At 57.4% G+C, this 16131-nt stretch carries 15 protein-coding genes; 9 read left to right on the forward strand and 6 right to left on the reverse strand.

What is annotated here, in order from left to right; genetic code table 11:
- Window position 1: 1 nt before the first annotated feature.
- Together CFI10_RS03230 and CFI10_RS03235 are read right to left on the reverse strand one after the other, a co-directional pair.
- Window positions 2-1294, reverse strand: coding sequence for a peptidylprolyl isomerase (locus CFI10_RS03230; RefSeq protein WP_206839278.1), 1293 nt, complete (start codon window positions 1292-1294; stop codon window positions 2-4).
- A complete protein-coding gene (locus CFI10_RS03235) occupies window positions 1281-4235 on the reverse strand; it encodes an LPS-assembly protein LptD (protein ID WP_206839286.1) in 2955 nt (984 codons plus the stop codon). The genes CFI10_RS03230 and CFI10_RS03235 overlap by 14 nt, the downstream gene beginning before the upstream one ends.
- 117 nt (window positions 4236-4352) lie before the next feature.
- Here CFI10_RS03235 and CFI10_RS03240 point away from each other — a divergent pair, with 117 nt between their 5' ends.
- The 3 genes from CFI10_RS03240 to djlA are packed head-to-tail and all read left to right on the forward strand — an operon-like array spanning window position 4353 to window position 6906.
- Window positions 4353-5390: an aminoglycoside phosphotransferase family protein gene (locus CFI10_RS03240; RefSeq protein WP_206839302.1), complete on the forward strand. Its 1038-nt coding sequence runs from the start codon at window positions 4353-4355 to the stop codon at window positions 5388-5390.
- Between the two features lie 8 nt (window positions 5391-5398).
- On the forward strand, window positions 5399-6076 hold the full coding sequence (gene murU, locus CFI10_RS03245) for an N-acetylmuramate alpha-1-phosphate uridylyltransferase MurU (protein ID WP_425270442.1): 678 nt from the start codon (window positions 5399-5401) through the stop codon (window positions 6074-6076).
- An 11-nt stretch (window positions 6077-6087) separates the two neighbouring features.
- A complete protein-coding gene (gene djlA / locus CFI10_RS03250) occupies window positions 6088-6906 on the forward strand; it encodes a co-chaperone DjlA (protein ID WP_206839306.1) in 819 nt (272 codons plus the stop codon).
- Window position 6907: 1 nt separating this feature from the next.
- Here djlA and CFI10_RS03255 read toward each other — a convergent pair whose 3' ends face one another.
- On the reverse strand, window positions 6908-8086 hold the full coding sequence (locus tag CFI10_RS03255; RefSeq protein WP_206839310.1) for a DUF3530 family protein: 1179 nt from the start codon (window positions 8084-8086) through the stop codon (window positions 6908-6910).
- On the opposite strand from CFI10_RS03255, the gene rpe reads away from it, so the two are divergent.
- Both rpe and CFI10_RS03265 read left to right on the forward strand, forming a co-directional pair.
- Window positions 8073-8747 carry a ribulose-phosphate 3-epimerase gene (gene rpe, locus CFI10_RS03260; RefSeq protein ID WP_206839312.1) on the forward strand — a complete coding sequence of 225 codons (675 nt, stop codon included), beginning with the start codon at window positions 8073-8075 and terminating at the stop codon, window positions 8745-8747. The genes CFI10_RS03255 and rpe overlap by 14 nt on opposite strands.
- Window positions 8747-9427, forward strand: a complete 681-nt coding sequence (locus CFI10_RS03265; RefSeq protein ID WP_206839315.1) for a phosphoglycolate phosphatase — start codon at window positions 8747-8749, stop codon at window positions 9425-9427. Before rpe ends, CFI10_RS03265 begins: the two co-directional genes overlap by 1 nt.
- Before the next feature lie 216 nt (window positions 9428-9643).
- Here the strand turns inward: CFI10_RS03265 and gatB are convergent, their stop codons facing one another.
- Genes gatB through gatC form a run of 3 tightly spaced genes read right to left on the reverse strand, consistent with a single transcriptional unit; the run spans window position 9644 to window position 12873 of the window.
- Entirely contained in the window at window positions 9644-11098 is a 1455-nt protein-coding gene (gatB, locus tag CFI10_RS03270; protein ID WP_206839319.1) for an Asp-tRNA(Asn)/Glu-tRNA(Gln) amidotransferase subunit GatB, read from the reverse strand.
- 2 nt (window positions 11099-11100) lie between these two features.
- Window positions 11101-12558, reverse strand: coding sequence for an Asp-tRNA(Asn)/Glu-tRNA(Gln) amidotransferase subunit GatA (gatA, locus tag CFI10_RS03275; protein ID WP_091821780.1), 1458 nt, complete (start codon window positions 12556-12558; stop codon window positions 11101-11103).
- Window positions 12559-12585: 27 nt separating this feature from the next.
- Window positions 12586-12873 (reverse strand): Asp-tRNA(Asn)/Glu-tRNA(Gln) amidotransferase subunit GatC, encoded by a 288-nt coding sequence (gene gatC, locus CFI10_RS03280; RefSeq protein ID WP_091821777.1) that lies wholly within the window; start codon window positions 12871-12873, stop codon window positions 12586-12588.
- A 211-nt stretch (window positions 12874-13084) separates the two neighbouring features.
- On the opposite strand from gatC, the gene CFI10_RS03285 reads away from it, so the two are divergent.
- Genes CFI10_RS03285 through CFI10_RS03300 form a run of 4 tightly spaced genes read left to right on the forward strand, consistent with a single transcriptional unit; the run spans window position 13085 to window position 16111 of the window.
- Window positions 13085-14122, forward strand: a complete 1038-nt coding sequence (locus CFI10_RS03285; protein ID WP_091821774.1) for a rod shape-determining protein — start codon at window positions 13085-13087, stop codon at window positions 14120-14122.
- 49 nt (window positions 14123-14171) lie between these two features.
- On the forward strand, window positions 14172-15044 hold the full coding sequence (gene mreC / locus CFI10_RS03290) for a rod shape-determining protein MreC (protein WP_242530091.1): 873 nt from the start codon (window positions 14172-14174) through the stop codon (window positions 15042-15044).
- Window positions 15037-15522: a rod shape-determining protein MreD gene (mreD, locus tag CFI10_RS03295; protein ID WP_091821768.1), complete on the forward strand. Its 486-nt coding sequence runs from the start codon at window positions 15037-15039 to the stop codon at window positions 15520-15522. Before mreC ends, mreD begins: the two co-directional genes overlap by 8 nt.
- 7 nt (window positions 15523-15529) lie before the next feature.
- Window positions 15530-16111 carry a Maf family protein gene (locus CFI10_RS03300; protein ID WP_206839321.1) on the forward strand — a complete coding sequence of 194 codons (582 nt, stop codon included), beginning with the start codon at window positions 15530-15532 and terminating at the stop codon, window positions 16109-16111.
- The last annotated feature ends 20 nt before the right edge of the window (window positions 16112-16131 follow it).

The raw sequence follows: 16131 nt of genomic DNA on the forward strand, positions 1-16131 counted from the left end.
GTCAAATCTTGCGCTCAATATAGGCTTGAGATCGAATCTCGCGCAGCCAGTTGTTCAATTCCTCTGAGAACTTACGCTGGCGAATGCTGTTTCGTGCCTGGGATTCGAGCATCTCTTCACCCATATCCTGTGTACGATAGTCCTGTACCTGCAGAATGTGCCAGCCGAAACGTGACTGGAAAGGCTCGCTGATCTCACCCTTGTCGGTGCTGTTCATCACCTGCTCAAACTCAGGCACCATCTGGCCATTTTGGGTCCAGCCCAGGTCACCGCCCTGCGAGCCGCTGGCAGCATCGTCGCTGTAACGGCGTGCCAATTCATCAAAGGGCTCGCCATCCTGCAGGCGGCGGTACAGCTCGTCGATCAGGCGGCGGGTCTGTTCGGGGCTGCGAATCTCATTTGGCGTCAGCAGAATATGGCGTACCTTAACCTGATTCACCAGCTGGACCTTGCCACCACGCTTGTCCTCAACTTTGAGGATATGAAAGCCGCCGGGAGTGCGAACTGGCTGGCTGATCTGACCAGGGCTCAGTTTGCCGATGGCTGCAGCCAGTGGTTCAGGCAGTTCGGACTCGCGCCGCCAGCCCAGTTCCCCACCCTGCAGCGCATTGGGGGCATTGGATACCGCCAGTGCGAGTTCGGCAAAGTCTGCACCCTCCTGCAGCTGCTGATACAGGTCGCGTGACTTCTCCTCGGCTTGCTGAATCATCTGGGGCGAAGCGCCGTCAGGCAGTGCGATCAGGATGTTGCGCAACTGAAATTCCGCCTGAATTTCCTGCTGTCCCAACTCTGAATCAAGGAAGTTTTGTACCTCCTGGTCAGAGACACTGATGCGACGGTTGACGTTACTCTGCTGCACCTGGCTAAGCAGAATTTCGCGCCGAATCTGCTCACGAGCGGCGTTGTAATCCTGGCCCTCGGCAATCAGTGCTTCGCGGAACTGTCCCAGCGTCATGTTGTTTTGCTGCGCGATGCGTTCCAGAGCATCGTTCAGCTGACGATCGGAGACGCGGATGCCCTGCTGCTGGGCAATTTGTGTCTGAATGCTTTCCAGAATCAAGCGATCCAGCACCTGCTGTTTAAGGACATTTTCGGGTGGCAGACGCGTGTCTTCACCGCGGGCATTAATCTGTTCAGTCACCAGCTCCAACCGCTGTTCAAGCTCGCTTTCCAGAACCACATCTTCATTCACGATGGCGGCTACACGATCGAGTAACTCGGCGTTGACGGAGGTCAGCGGCAGGGCCAACAGTAGCAAGGCCGCCAGGGGGTGCCTCAGTTTAGAAAGAGCCATTTTCATCCTCATCATATCCGGTGATATCTTCCAGGAACTCGCGGCCACTGCCTTGTCCAAAGGCGCCAAGGCCTCGGAAAACGAACTGCAGGAAGACGCCTGTATCGGTTTCAAACTGGTTTTGGGCAACTGTATTGGGGTCAACTACCCAGCTGCGACCGGTAAGGCGCATCTTCCAGCAGCAGCTGGCGTATTCGACCCCGAGCAGGGTTTCAAGGTTTTCGCTGTTGTCCAGGTCATGTTGCCAGCGACCGTAACTGGTCCAGCTTTTGTTAAGAGGCCAGCGAAAGGCTACATCCAGCTGCTTAACACCTTCATTGAGATCCTTTTCGATACTGTCACGATAACTCACGTAGAGCAGGCGCTTGTCACCCGGCAGATAGCTTAGCTTGTAGTTGTGTTCCAGAAACTCGTAACTGTCGCGATCAACTTCGCCATCATGACTCAGCTTCAGGCTGGGCGTGATACTCCAGTTGGCCAGAGTGGCCAAATTGGAGCTGCCTGCAGTAGAGCCTGTAATGTTATCACCCGGACGACCCGCGTGCTCACGATCAGCAAAATACTGTGCCTGAGCCACACCCACGCGCAGCTTTTCCATACCCAGATCATTATACAGGGCACTGGACAAACCAATGGTTGCCTGCGTTGTGTCAGCTACCCGGTCGTTACCACTCCAGCCGGTTTCATGGAACAGGTTGTAGTAGGTAAAGCCGAGTTGTGACGAGTCAAACCGGGGAATCAGTGAATCCGGCTGCTCGTCGGCGTCCGAATGCAGCAGGAATAAACGAGGTTCAAGCGTTTGCGTATAGTTGCTTTCAGCGAGGCCAAAATCACGTTCAAGTACCAGTCCACTGTCCAGGCTGTAAATACTGGCAGTGATTGACTGGCTACCTCCCAAGGCGCCATTGCGCTCGTTTTCGAGCTCATAGGATGAGTGCCAAAGTGTAACGGCCGGACGGATGAACCCCCAGGGACGGTCAAGAGACAGACTCAGCTTGGGGCGCAGATGTACACGGTCGCCAACAGTCGCTGCCAGATCACCTGCCGGTGCGTAGATACTGTCGAGATCACGCTCAAAGCGTGTGTATTCGGCCTGATAGCTTAGATCCAATATGCCGGCAAGGCGGTTCTGATGGCCTGTCAGCAACAGCTGCGGCAAACGTTCATAGGGGGTGGAACCACCAATGGTCTGATAGCTTTCTGTACGCAGTGCAAGATTCCAGCTCGGCTGCAGATACCGTAGCTCAAACAGCTGGTCGAGGTGGTCATCACGCTGAACTTCGAGTGATGTGCCTAGATCTTCAAAGTAATCATCGTCACTGACTCGGGTGAAGTCGATACGGCTGTAGAGGTTGTCATAAGGGGTGCCCTTATGATCGACACCAAAAAGCCAGCGACTGTCGTTATAACGACTGTCATCGGACATCCAGGCTGTACTCAGAGTGCTGTGTGACCAGCGGTTCATGTAACGGAATTCATTTTCCAGCAGCAACCCGCGTTCACCGATGTAGCGTGGGGTCAGTGTATCGTCGAAATTCTCGGCCAGATTGAAGTAGTAGGGAATGGCGATATCGATCCCATTGCTTTCCGAGTAACCAAGGCTGGGGTAGAGGAAGCCTGACTGGCGACGATCATCAATCGGGAATGACAGATAAGGGGTGTACAGGATGGGGACGCCAGCAACATCAAATGTGGCATGCCTGGCGACACCTCGTCCGGCCTCGGGGTTGAGCTCAATGGATTCCGCTGCGATTTGCCAGGCATTGCTGCCAGGCTCGCAGAATGTGATGGCGCCTTCGTTCAACAGAATACGACGATCACCGAAGCGAGTGATGTTGTCAGCGCTGCCACGCATGTGCTGCTCATGCATCACATATTGAGCGCCATCGAATCGGGTCTCACCGCTGATCATGTTCGCTTCGGCCTGCTCACTCAGAAGGAGGAGGCCTTTTTCCCGGTAATTAACGCCACCAATCAGGCGAGCAACGCGCGCGCCCTGGTCAAATTCGCCACTGGCGCTTGTAAACAGGCGGCCACCGCGTTGTATTTCGATACCACCTTCCAGCCGGGTAATGCCGCCAAGCTCTGTGCTGGATCTGAGCGCATTAATATAGACCGGCTGTTGATCAAAGGGGCGGTTATCTTCCAGAAAGGCAAATTCAGGTTCAATGTAGCGGCCAGTACAGGCACCAGGTGCCTCACCGGGTGCGTAGGCATACCAGTCCAGCGCGGCTTGATTGGCAGGGGTCGCGATGCGAGCGCCCTGGGCCGCAGGCTGAGAGGGGGCCTGAGTGGCGACCTGCTGACAGGCCCATTCATTGCCGTCAGCTTCGCAGCTCCACTCCGGCTTGCCGGTCATTGCAGCACTCGATCCCGCAATGGCCATGCCTGGGCGAGGACCGTTGGTATCACTTTGGCGGTTGCAGTCCCACTCACCGTCGACAGCGACACAGCTCCAGTCCCCAGAGGTGGTGGGAGTCGCTGCAATCTGTGTTTGAGCCATGATGGGCTTCGATCGTAGTGTAGCCGCTGCAGGCTCAGGCCACTGTATGGTCGCTGGTGCGCCTGTTCTCAACTCTGTGTCAGTAACGGGCGGCGCTGCAGATACAGTGCTGATGCTGACGGATTCTGCGCCTGTTTCAGCTGCCGCTTCTTTCTGTGTGGTAGCCGTTACAGTTGTATCCGCTGTAGACGACTCACTGGGCTGGAGGGTGTCCTGCCCGGTTGTGGAGTCGGTTTCCGCCGTTGCTTGACTGGCAGAAGGTGTGCCCTCCTGTTGCTGCATCAGGGCTTCATTGACTTCACAGTCCCATTCTCCAGATGGAGTCAGGTTACAGCTCCAGAGTCGTTCGTTGCTCTCCTGTGCCTGTACTGACTGAGTACAGATGGCAGCAGCAATGGCAAGGGTGAGTTTGAATGCAGCGCGGGTGTTAAAGGGCATCAGATCGCCATCCAGTTGCGGTCGTGGCCGGTTTCACGCCAGCCCGTAAGTCGAGTACCATACCGAGCCATGCATGATAAAGCATTCACAACTTCAAGTGCTAGAGGATAAGGGCGAATGGGGCAACGGCTGAAACAGCTTTCAGAATGGGTACAGCAGCAGGCCGCTGCGCAGGAAATGGGGGTAGACGCTGAGCTGCAGGCAGTCTCCGGTGACGCCAGTTTCCGCCGTTATTTTCGAGCCACAGGCCCTGAGGGGAGCTGGATTGCCGTTGATGCGCCGCCCGAGCATGAGGATTGTGAGCCTTTTCTGGCCATAGCTCAGGCCTGGCATGCACAGGGCATTGCGGTACCGAGGGTGATTGCCAGCGACCTTGAGCTGGGCTTTATGCTGCTAGAGGACTTTGGGGACCAGCTTCTACTACCCCAGCTTTCCGAAACAACGGTAGAGCAGCATTATGCCGCAGCCTTCGAAGCGTTACGGCAGATTCAGCGTACAACCGATCAGCCTGCATTACCCCCCTATGACCGTGTGATGCTGGCGCGCGAGATGGCGCTGTTTCCCGAGTGGTTTTTGACACGTTTACTGGGACTGGAACTGCAGGAAGAGGAATACCACCTTCTTGGTCTGGTGGCCAAGCTGCTGATTGAATCCGCGCTGGCACAGCCACAAGTCAGTGTGCACCGAGATTACCACTCGCGCAATTTGATGCTGATCGACGATGGCCGGTTGGGCATTATCGATTTTCAGGATGCCGTATCGGGGCCTGTTACCTATGATCTGGTCTCGCTGTTGCGTGACTGTTATATCGACTGGCCAGACGAACAGGTGCGCTTCTGGGTGGAAGCGTTCCGTCAGCGCCTGAAACAGGATGGTCTTGATGTTGCGGAGCAGGGGCTGTTTCAGCAGCAGTTCGATTTGATAGGCATGCAGCGCCATATAAAGGTGCTGGGTATTTTCGCCCGGCTTTGGCTACGTGACGGCAAGGCTGGATACCTGGATGACCTGCCCAGAACCTTTGCCTATCTTTACCGGGTCGCTTCACGCTATGAGGAGCTGGCGCCGTTCGTGCGCTGGCTGGATCGGCGAGTGGTACCTGCCTTCGTGGCGCATCCGCATTTTGCCGGCAAGCAGATCGAGCGTTGGTGGCAGTGATGCGAGCGATGATTCTTGCGGCAGGGTTAGGGACGCGTATGCGACCGCTGACCCTGACAACCCCCAAACCTCTGCTCAGCGTGGGTGGCAAGCGGCTGATCGAGTATCCCATTGAGCGGCTGGTGGCCGCCGGTGTTACCGATATCGTGATTAATCACGCTTGGCTGGGTCAGCAGATTGAGGATTACCTTCAGGATGGCAGTCGCTACGGGGCACGGATTCAGTACTCGCCCGAAATTGAGCCACTGGAAACGGGCGGAGGGATTCTGCAGGCTTTGCCGTTGTTGTGTGAGCGAGGCGATGAACCTTTTCTGGTACTCAACGGCGATGTTTTCAGTACTCATCCCTTGCACCAGTTGGCTCAAGTCGCGCCTGCTCAGGGTGGGGCACATCTGGTGTTGACTGACAACCCACCCTGGCATCCTGCAGGGGATTTTGTACTTCAGGCGTCTGGTCAAATCAGTGAGCAGGGTGAGCCACGACTGACCTTCAGCGGCATGAGTGTGCTTACTCCCCAGCTGTTCGAGGGGGTGACCGAGACCGCTTTTGCACTGGCCCCCTTGTTACGTGCAGCAATGGCGCGTGGACGGGTCAACGGTGAGCGTCATCAGGGCTGGTGGGAAGATGTTGGTACGCCAGAGCGTCTGGCGCAACTGGATCAACGCCTGCGTAACGGCAGGATTTAGGGGAGGGAATTATGGAAAACCTGTTGCAACAGTTGCGGCGTTACCGGGCCGGGGCAATCACTGGCGGTTTGATTGGGCTGCTCAGTGGCGGCCCTCTGGGTTTACTGATCGGCGGTACGGTCGGCTTTCTGATTCAGCGTAGCCTGAGCGGCAAACTGCAGGCGTATAACCCGCAGCAATTGTTTTTTCGCGGTACCTTCAGTGTCATGGGCAAGGTGGCCAAGGCGGATGGGCGTGTAACCGAAAACGAGATCGCTTTTGCCCGTGAAGTCATGACCCGAATGAGCCTGAGCGAGGCGCGTCGACGTGAAGCGATTGAGCATTTCACGGAAGGTAAGCAGGACGATTTTGATATCGCCGCCGTATTGAGGCCACTGGCCATTGTGCTGCGCCAGCGGCCGACCGTGAAATTGATGTTCGTCGAGATTCAGCTGCAGGCAGCGATGGCAGATGGCGAAATTAGCCCGGCAGAGCAAGCTGTACTGCAGCAGGTGTTTTCGGAACTACGTTTCACGCAGCAGGAAATGGAGCTGCTGATGTCGCGCATGCGGGCAGAAGATGCTTTCAGACGCCACTCTTGGGAATCGCATCAGCAGCCTGGCTATAACGAGGCAGGCCTTTTGGCGGATGCGTATGGTGTAATCGGGGTTAGCCCCGAAGCCAGTGATGCCGATGTCAAAAAGGCCTGGCGCAAGCTTATGAGTCAGCATCATCCAGACAAACTCATTGCCAAAGGGCTGCCGGAAGACATGGTTCAGCTTGCCAAAGAGAAAACCCAGGAAATACAGGCTGCCTATGACCGTATCAAGGCGGCGCGTGGCATGAGGTGACTCATACCGCTCCGGGGCCGCTCGCCGGGCGTGGGTTGCGCATGCCCGGCGCGGTCTGGGTTTCGGGTGCTGGTAACTGTTTTGACTCTGGCACTTTTGGCTCGGCCAGTAATATCCGCTCCATAATCCCGCGTAGCTGGCGAACAAGTTGTGGCATTTCGTGCTGCCAGCCTCTGAATACACCGGGCAGTCGGCTTTGATGATAGTCGAGCATCTCCGTGCGAATGGCCAGTTGGCGACGCAATTGCGCGTCAGGTGCGGCTTCCGGGTAGCCGGGCAGTGGCAGGTAATATAGATCAATAATTCTGCCTTTGATCCGTGGCAACAGTTCAATCAGGCTGGCTTCCGAGGCTTCACTCGGACGCGGATTGATCATCACCAGATCCCATTCCTCCCCCAGCTCGGCTGCAAGGGCTGCCGCCCAGGGGGCACTGCTGCCTATGCCCAGCATTACGTTGATTTCGGTATCCTCATGGCTTCTCTGCTGCAACTCAGTGCGTGCCAGGGACAGTCGTTGGCGTACTTGATCAGCGAAAGGCATCTCGGGTGTTGCTTCGGCCGTTTCTTCTGATCCGGGTTGCGTTGGTTCAGTTTCAGTTTGGGGAGTGGGTGGTGTGTCTGGCGTTGTGCCGGCCCTAATCGCCCGCATGCTTGGCAGCGTACGCTTGGGCAAAGCAGGGTTTGGAGGGCTTGGGGGCTGTAATATCAGCGTATTCCAGCCATGCGCCGAAAGATAGCGGCTGATGGCCGTACCTTGCTCGGCCCAGCCTGCGCCAACACCTGTATCCGGCATGATCACCAAATTGCCAACTGGAACAGGGGCAACACCCGGACGGAAAATCAAAAAAAAGGCAGTTTCTTCCAGCTCCAGGGAAATCAGCTCTGCATTCGCTTCGAGTTGCAGGAGCAGTAGCTCAGCACCATCAAGACTACCCGCCGAATGGCGTGCAGGGGCAGTATCATCGCCCGGGGTCTCCGTTTGCGCTTGAGCAAAGGCGAAAGGGATCAGAGTGCCGAGCATGAATGTGATGAGTTTCAAATAAATAGGCATGGTCTGATTATCGAGGCTGACTTGCATGGCCGCAAGAGGATTACTGGTACGGGTGCTGAATAGCGTCGGCAGCTTGGGTACAATAGCCGCATTGTTAACCAGCGAACGAGTTCCCATGGCCGATTTCAAGATTGCTCCTTCCATTCTCTCCGCCGATTTTGCCCGTCTGGGGGAAGAGGTTGAACACGTACTGGCAGCCGGTGCGGACATTGTCCACTTTGATGTCATGGACAACCACTACGTGCCCAACCTGACCATCGGCCCGATGGTGTGCAAGGCGCTGCGTGACTACGGTATCACCGCACCCATCGATGCCCATCTGATGGTGAAGCCGGTGGATCACATGATCAGTGAGTTTCTGAAGGCGGGTGCCAGTTATATCACTTTTCATCCGGAAGCTTCCGAGCATATCGACCGTTCGCTACAGATGATCCGCGACAATGGCTGCAAGTCCGGCCTGGTATTCAACCCGGCCACACCGCTGCACTACCTTGACCATGTCATGGACAAGGTCGACATGATTCTGCTGATGTCGGTGAACCCTGGCTTTGGTGGTCAGAAGTTCATTCCTTCCACGCTGGGCAAGCTGCGTCAGGTACGTCAGCGCATCGACGAGAGTGGCTTTGATATCCGTCTGGAAGTGGACGGTGGCGTGGGTATCGGCAATATTGCCGAGATTGCGGCTGCCGGTGCTGACACCTTTGTCGCCGGTTCCGCCATTTTCAATACCGATGACTACGCAGCGACGATTGCGCAGATGCGCGACGAGCTGGCGAAGGTCGCGGGCTGATGCGCAGTCTGTTCAATGGCGAGTTGCCCGCCTGTGTGATGTTCGACCTGGATGGCACGCTGGTGGACAGTGCGCTGGACCTGACGGCCGCTGTGGATAACATGCTGCAGGCGCTGGGGCGGAAGACGGCTGGTGAAGAGAAGGTGCGCCAGTGGGTCGGCAACGGCGCACCGGTTTTGGTGATGCGTGCACTCACGGGCGAGATGTACCCGGCGGATGATGCCATCGAGCCGGAACTGTTTCAGGCGGCGTTCGAGGTGTTTCTGTCGGCCTATACCCAGAGTAATGGGCGCTACAGCAAACTCTACCCGGGTGTTGAAGAAGTGCTGTTGCATCTGCAGCACGCCGGTGTGCTCATGGCGGTGGTGACCAACAAGCCGATGGCGTTTACTACGCCGCTGCTGCAGGCGCTGAAGATTGATCATTACTTCGCACAGGTGTTGGGCGGTGACAGCCTGCCGGTGAAGAAGCCTGATCCGCTGCCGCTGCGGGTGGTGATGGAAACCCTGGGTTGTCAGCCTGAACAGGCACTGATGCTGGGGGATTCACGCAACGATGTGCTGGCTGCCCGCGCCGCCGGCTGCCCGGTGGTTTGTGTCAGCTACGGTTACAACCACGGCGAGCCGGTGGAAAACTGCTCGCCGGATCGGGTTGTGGACAGTTTTGTTGAGTTGATGTGAATCTGCTCAATCATTGAGCCAAGCTTGGGCTGATCGTTCAGCACTTTACGGACACGCCATAAATACATCCCTGTAGGCTCGACTGCGGCTGTCCTGGCTGCAGTCGATCCGTAAAGTGCTGCTCGACCTTCCGCGGGCAGCTGCTGCAAGCCTGAAACACTAAAAAAGCCGGTCCCTTGCGGAACCGGCTTTTTGCGTTCAGTGCCCGACGTCAGCTCAGTCGCAGAGCGCGTCCAGCTTCTGCTTCAGGATGCCGGTGACGGCGCCCGGGTTGGCCTTGCCGCCTGTAGCCTTCATCACCTGTCCCATAAAGAAGCCAATCATCTTGCCGCGCTTGTCCGGTTCGGCAGCCTTGTACTGCTCCACCTGTTTGTCGGCGCTGGCGATCACTTCGTCAACGATCTTCTCGATGGCACCGGTATCGGTGACCTGCTTCAGGCCTTCGGCTTCGATGATCTCGTCAGCGCTGCCGCCCTTGCTCCACATCAGTTCGAACACTTTCTTGGCGATGTTGCCGGAGATGGTGTTGTCCTTGATGCGCACCAACAGGCCGCCCAGTTGTTCCGCCGATACCGGGCTGTCCTTGATATCGGTGTCGTTCTGGTTGAGGAACTTGGCCAGTTCACCCATCACCCAGTTGGCTGCCAGCTTGGTATCGCCGGACAGTTTGACTACCTGCTCGTAGTAGTCGGCCTGCGGACGGTAGGCGGACAGCACACCTGCATCGTACTCGGACAGGCTGTACTCGCTGATGAAGCGCTCGCGACGGGCATCCGGCAGTTCCGGCAGGGTTTCGCGGATCGCATCGATATAGCTGTCATCGATAATGACCGGCAGCAGGTCAGGGCAGGGGAAGTAACGGTAGTCGTTGGCTTCTTCCTTGGAGCGCATGCTGCGGGTTTCGTTCTTTTCCGGATCGTACAGGCGGGTTTCCTGTACCACGCGGCCGCCGTCTTCGATCAGATCGATCTGGCGCGCCACTTCGGTGTCGATGGCGCGCTCGATGAAGCGGAAGGAGTTGATGTTTTTCAGCTCGGTGCGAGTGCCAAGCTCTTCCTGGCCCTTCGGGCGGATGGAAACGTTGCAGTCGCAGCGCATGGAGCCTTCGGCCATGTTGCCGTCGCAGATGCCGAGAGTGGTGACGATGGCGTGGATCTTGCGTGCATAGGCCGCCGCTTCCTTGGAGGTGCGCATGTCCGGTTCGGAGACAATCTCCACCAGCGGGGTGCCAGCGCGGTTCAGGTCGATGCCGGACATGCCGTGGAAGTCTTCGTGCAGGGACTTGCCTGCATCCTCTTCCAGGTGGGCGTGGTGGATACGCACGCGGCGCTGTGCGCCGTCATCAGTCTCAATGTCGATGAAGCCCGGGCCAACGATCGGCTCGGCCAGCTGGGTGGTCTGATAGCCCTTGGGCAGGTCCGGGTAGAAGTAGTTCTTGCGCTCGAACACCGAACGCTTGCCGATCTCGGCGTTGACCGCAAGGCCAAACATCACCGCCATCCGCAGGGCGTTCTCGTTGAATACCGGCAGGGTGCCTGGCAGTGCCAGGTCAACGGCGCAGGCCTGAGTGTTGGGCTCGGCACCAAAGGCGGTGCTGGCGCCGGAGAAAATCTTGGTTTTGGTCGACAGCTGGACGTGGATTTCCAGTCCGATAACAACTTCCCATTCCATGCTTACACCTCCACTCCGGCCGGAATCTGTTTATGCCAGTCAGTTGCCTGCTGGAACTGGTGCGCCACGTTGAGCAGCTTGGACTCGGCAAAGTAGTTACCGATGATCTGCAGGCCCACCGGCAGGCCCTGGGTTTGACCGCAAGGGATGGAGATGCCCGGCAGGCCGGCCAGGTTCAGTGACAGGGTGAAGATATCTTCCATGTACATGGAAACTGGGTCGCTGTTCTTTTCTCCCAGTTTGAAGGCCGGATGCGGTGTGGTCGGACCCATGATGACATCGACGTCGTTGAGCACATTGACGAAATCCTGCTGGATCATGCGACGGATCTGCTGTGCCTTGCGGTAGTAGGCATCGTAGTAACCGGCAGAAAGCGCGTAAGCACCCACCATAATGCGGCGCTTGACCTCGGTGCCGAAACCTTCGCCACGGCTGCGCTTGTACAGGTCTTCCAGATCCACCGGGTTGTCGCAGCGGTAGCCATAGCGTACGCCATCAAAGCGGGACAAGTTGGAGGAGGCTTCGGCCGGGGCCAGAATGTAATAGGCCGGAATGCACAGCTCGGTGTTGGGCAGGCTGACCTCTTTCACGGTCGCGCCCAGCTTCTCGAACTCGGCCACGGCATTGCGCACCTGTTCAGCGACGCCTGAATCCAGTGCGGCGGAGAAATACTCCTTGGGCAGACCGATCTTCAGCCCTGCCAGCGGCTGATTCAGCGCGGCGGTGTAATCCTCGGTGTCACGCTCGGCGCTGGTGGAATCCAGAGGGTCGAAACCGGCCATGGCGTTGAGGGTCATGGCACAGTCTTCGGCGGTCTGCGCCATGGGGCCTGCCTGATCCAGTGAGGAGGCAAAGGCGATCATGCCGTAGCGCGAGACGCGGCCATAGGTTGGCTTGATGCCGGTCACGCCGCACAGTGCTGCCGGTTGGCGGATGGAGCCACCGGTATCGGAACCGGTCGCAGTCGGGGTCAGGCGCGCCGCCACGGCTGCTGCCGAGCCACCGGAAGAGCCGCCGGGTACACGGTCGGTATCCCAGGGGTTGCGCACGGCGCCGTAGAAGCTGCTCTCGTTGGAGGAGCCCATGGCGAACTCATCCATGTTCAGCTTGCCCAGCATCACGCTGCCGGCGTTTTTCAGGCGGCTGACGATGGTGGCGTCGTAGGGAGAGATAAAGTTGTCCAGCATTTTGGATGCGCTGGAGGTGCGCACGCCCTGGGTGCAGAACAGGTCCTTGTGCGCGATCGGCAGACCGCAGAGCGCACCGGCCTTGCCAGCGGCACGTGCCTCATCGGCGGCCTTGGCTTGCGTAAGTGCCTGCTCTTCGGTAACGGTGATGAATGCGTTGTATTGGCCATCCAGCGACTTGATGCGCTGCAGGTAGGCCTGTGTCAGTTCTGTACTGCTGAAGTCGCCGTTATCCAGCCCGCGGGCCAGTTCAGCCAGTGTCAATTCAAACATTATCGGTAATCCTTGCTGCCGTAGGCATTACTCAATCACTCTGGGAACCAGAAACAGTCCGGCTTCTGTGGCCGGTGCGATGGCCTGCAGGGCTTCGCGCTGGTTGGGCTCGGTGACTTCGTCACGACGCAGGCGCTGAACGGCATCCAGTGGATGCGCCAGCGGCTCGACGCCTTCAGTGCAGGTGGCCTGCATCTGGTCAACCAGGCCCAGAATACTGTTGAGGGATTGGCTGTAGCCGTCGATATCGGCCGCATCGATCTGCAGCCGTGCCAGATGTGCAATCTGTTCCACATCGGATCGGTCCAGTGACATAGGTCCGCTTCTCGCTCTGATCAGTCTGTTGGCTTAAGGGCGGCTGAATACTCAGGCCTCGCAACAGTAGGGTTTGGAAAGGGTGAATGGCGCATAAGATAACATGTTTGAACCTTGCCCAAAATCCCTGCCGTTGTTAGAGTTGTGTGCTTTCAGAAATGCGGCCAGTTCGGTAAGGCCTGTCAGGCAATTTCAGGGTAACCACGTCATCATGTTTAAGAAAATTCGAGGCCTGTTCTCCAGCGATCTGTCCATCGATCTGGGCACCGCCAATACGTTGATTTACGTCCGTGACAAGGACATTGTGCTGAACGAGCCTTCGGTGGTCGCCATTCGTGTCAACGGCAACCAGAAATCCGTGGCAGCGGTGGGGTCTGATGCCAAGCGCATGCTGGGTCGTACTCCGGGTAACATTACCGCCATCCGGCCTATGAAAGACGGCGTGATCGCCGACTTCCATGTCACTGAAAAAATGCTGCAGTACTTTATCAGTAAGGTACATGACAACAGCTTCATGACCCCCAGCCCACGAGTGCTGGTGTGTGTGCCCTGCAAGTCGACTCAGGTTGAACGTCGCGCCATCAAGGAATCCGCTATCGGTGCCGGTGCTCGTGAAGTTTATCTGATTGAAGAGCCAATGGCGGCGGCGATCGGCGCGGGTCTGCCGGTTGAAGAAGCCAGTGGCTCCATGGTTGTTGATATCGGTGGCGGTACTACTGAGATTGCCGTGATCTCCCTTAACGGCATTGTGTACGCGGAGTCTGTGCGCGTCGGTGGTGACCGTTTTGACGAAGCAATTGTGACTTATGTGCGTCGCAACTACGGTAGCCTGATCGGTGACGCCACCGCCGAGCGCATCAAGCAGGAGGTGGGCACAGCTTACCCCTCCAGCGAAATTCTCGAAATCGATGTGCGTGGCCGTAATCTGGCAGAGGGTATTCCCCGCAGCTTTACGCTCAACAGCAACGAAATTCTGGAAGCGCTTCAGGAGCCACTGTCTGCCATCGTGCAGTCGGTCAAGAGTGCCCTGGAACAATGCCCGCCTGAGCTGGCCGCTGATATTGCCGAACACGGTATTGTGCTCACCGGCGGTGGTGCATTGCTGCGCAATATCGACCGTCTGGTCAGCGAAGAAACCGGTCTGCCGGTAATTGTGGCGGAAGATCCGCTGACCTGTGTTGCCCGTGGCGGCGGCAAGGCCCTCGAAATGCTGGATAAGCACTCCTTTGAACTGCTGACCTACGAGTGACAGCGGGTGCAGTGGCAACTGTTGAGTAACCTCGGCCGCCTGCGCCCGGTTGTTCGGGAGGTGGGTTATTAAACCGATCTTCCGTGGCGGTTCACCGCGTCGACTGTTTCTGTTGCTGGTGTTTCTGGCTGTGCTGCTGATGGTGGCTGACCTCAACTGGCCCAAAATGAAGGAAGGTCGTGCCTGGCTTTCCCTTGTTGTAACACCATTGCAGTGGGTGGTGGATATACCATCCCGGCTAGCTGACAGCCTGTCAGATGTGGTGGTGGAGCGTGCCAGTCTTGTGCGTGAAAACCAGAGCATGAAAGCGGAGGCGCTGGTACTGGAGCGCAAAGTGCAGCAAATGGCAGCACTGACAGCCGAGAATATTCGCCTGCGTGAGCTGCTCAGCGCCGGTGAGCGCGTAGAGGCACCCACTCGTCTGGCGGAGCTCATAGGCGTAAACCCTGACCCCTTTCAGCATGAAGTAATCCTCAATCGCGGCTCGGAAGACGGGGTCTTTATTGGCGAGCCGGTACTGGATGCCGGTGGTGTCATGGGGCAAGTGGTATCGCTGGCACACTATACCAGCCGGGTTATGCTGGTGACGGATGCCCGCTCTGCGGTGCCTGTTGAAGTCAATCGAAATGGCTACCGTGGCATTGCGCTTGGCAAGGGCGTCTTGAACGAGCTGGAGCTGGAGCATGTGCCCGATACGGCTGACATTCGTGTGGATGATCTGCTGCTGACCTCAGGTTTGGGTGGACGTTTTCCGCGCGGCTATCCTGTTGCCCGAGTGACGGAAGTGATCCGCGATCCGGGACGCCCCTTCACGCTGGTGAAAGCGGAGCCATCGGCGCGACTGGACCGCAGCCGCCACCTGTTACTGGTCGAGTATCATCCGGCGCTACCCGCCCCGCAGGAAGAGGTTGCGGATGAGTGAGGTGCGTGGCGGAGGTTTAATCATCTTTGCCACTTTTCTGGTAGGGCTGGTGCTGAGCCAGATGCCGCTGCCGGACCTGCTGGTATGGGCTCGGCCTGAATGGGTCGTGCTGATGCTGATCTACTGGGTTATGGCCTTGCCACACCGGGTGGGTCTCGGCAGTGCCTTTATGCTCGGCATTCTGCTGGATGTGGTGCGTGGCAGCGTGCTTGGCCTCAGCGCCCTGTCACTGACATTGATCGCCTTTCTGGTGCTGGTATTGTACAAGCGCCTGCGCATGTTCCCGCTCTGGCAGCAGTCGCTGATGGTACTGGTGCTGGTGGGTATCAATCAGCTGCTGTTTCACTGGATGCAAAGTGTTACCGGCACCACGGGCGAGTCATTACTGTTTCTGCTGCCATCGCTGGTCAGCGCGCTGGTCTGGCCCTGGCTGTACCTGCTGCTGCGGGCCGTTCGTCACACCTTCTACATACAGTGAAACTGTTATGCCACATCTGATTCTGGCTTCAGCCTCCCCGCGCCGACGTGAACTGCTTGAGCAGATCGGCGTCCATTTCGACTGTCGTCCCGTTGATATCTGTGAAGATCCCCTGCAGCAGGAGTCCGCTCGTGAATATGTGACTCGCCTGGCACAAGAGAAGGCATTGGCTGGACTGGAACAGGCGGGTGGCGATTCGGTGGTGTTGGGTTCTGATACTACCGTAGCCATAGATGATCATATTCTGGCCAAACCTGCCAATGAGGATGAGGCTGTGACAATGTTGATGCAGCTGTCTGGCAGGCGCCATCAGGTGTTGACCGCTGTAGCGTTGGCCGCAGAGGGGATAATCGAAGTCTGCTGTGTAGGAACGGATGTGGAGTTCATTGAGCTGGATGATGCGCGTTGTCGCCAGTACTGGCGTACCGGTGAGCCTTGCGACAAAGCCGGTGCCTATGGCATACAGGGGTTGGGGGCGGTGTTTGTCAAAAGCATCAATGGCAGTTATTCGGCCGTTGTGGGCTTGCCGTTGATGGAAACGGCTGCAATGCTGCAGAAGTTTGATATCCCGGTATGGCAGCCAAACTGAACTATAAAGAATCAGCTGAT

Origin of the sequence: Marinobacterium iners, assembly GCF_017310015.1 — a bacterium.
In the GTDB taxonomy this organism is placed as follows: Bacteria; Pseudomonadota; Gammaproteobacteria; order Pseudomonadales; family Balneatricaceae; genus Marinobacterium; species Marinobacterium iners.

Bases quoted from the DNA above. Each gene is read 5' to 3' on its own strand.
- CFI10_RS03300 (WP_206839321.1), top strand. From the start codon at position 15,530: ATGCCACATCTGATTCTGGCTTCAGCCTCCCCGCGCCGACGTGAACTG.
- CFI10_RS03235 (WP_206839286.1), bottom strand. From the start codon at position 4,235: ATGCCCTTTAACACCCGCGCTGCATTCAAACTCACCCTTGCCATTGCT.
- CFI10_RS03230 (WP_206839278.1), bottom strand. From the start codon at position 1,294: ATGGCTCTTTCTAAACTGAGGCACCCCCTGGCGGCCTTGCTACTGTTG.
- gatA (WP_091821780.1), bottom strand. From the start codon at position 12,558: ATGTTTGAATTGACACTGGCTGAACTGGCCCGCGGGCTGGATAACGGC.
- murU (WP_425270442.1), top strand. From the start codon at position 5,399: ATGATTCTTGCGGCAGGGTTAGGGACGCGTATGCGACCGCTGACCCTG.
- CFI10_RS03240 (WP_206839302.1), top strand. From the start codon at position 4,353: ATGGGGCAACGGCTGAAACAGCTTTCAGAATGGGTACAGCAGCAGGCC.
- mreD (WP_091821768.1), top strand. From the start codon at position 15,037: ATGAGTGAGGTGCGTGGCGGAGGTTTAATCATCTTTGCCACTTTTCTG.
- gatB (WP_206839319.1), bottom strand. From the start codon at position 11,098: ATGGAATGGGAAGTTGTTATCGGACTGGAAATCCACGTCCAGCTGTCG.
- gatC (WP_091821777.1), bottom strand. From the start codon at position 12,873: ATGTCACTGGACCGATCCGATGTGGAACAGATTGCACATCTGGCACGG.
- CFI10_RS03285 (WP_091821774.1), top strand. From the start codon at position 13,085: ATGTTTAAGAAAATTCGAGGCCTGTTCTCCAGCGATCTGTCCATCGAT.
- rpe (WP_206839312.1), top strand. From the start codon at position 8,073: ATGGCCGATTTCAAGATTGCTCCTTCCATTCTCTCCGCCGATTTTGCC.
- CFI10_RS03265 (WP_206839315.1), top strand. From the start codon at position 8,747: ATGCGCAGTCTGTTCAATGGCGAGTTGCCCGCCTGTGTGATGTTCGAC.
- djlA (WP_206839306.1), top strand. From the start codon at position 6,088: ATGGAAAACCTGTTGCAACAGTTGCGGCGTTACCGGGCCGGGGCAATC.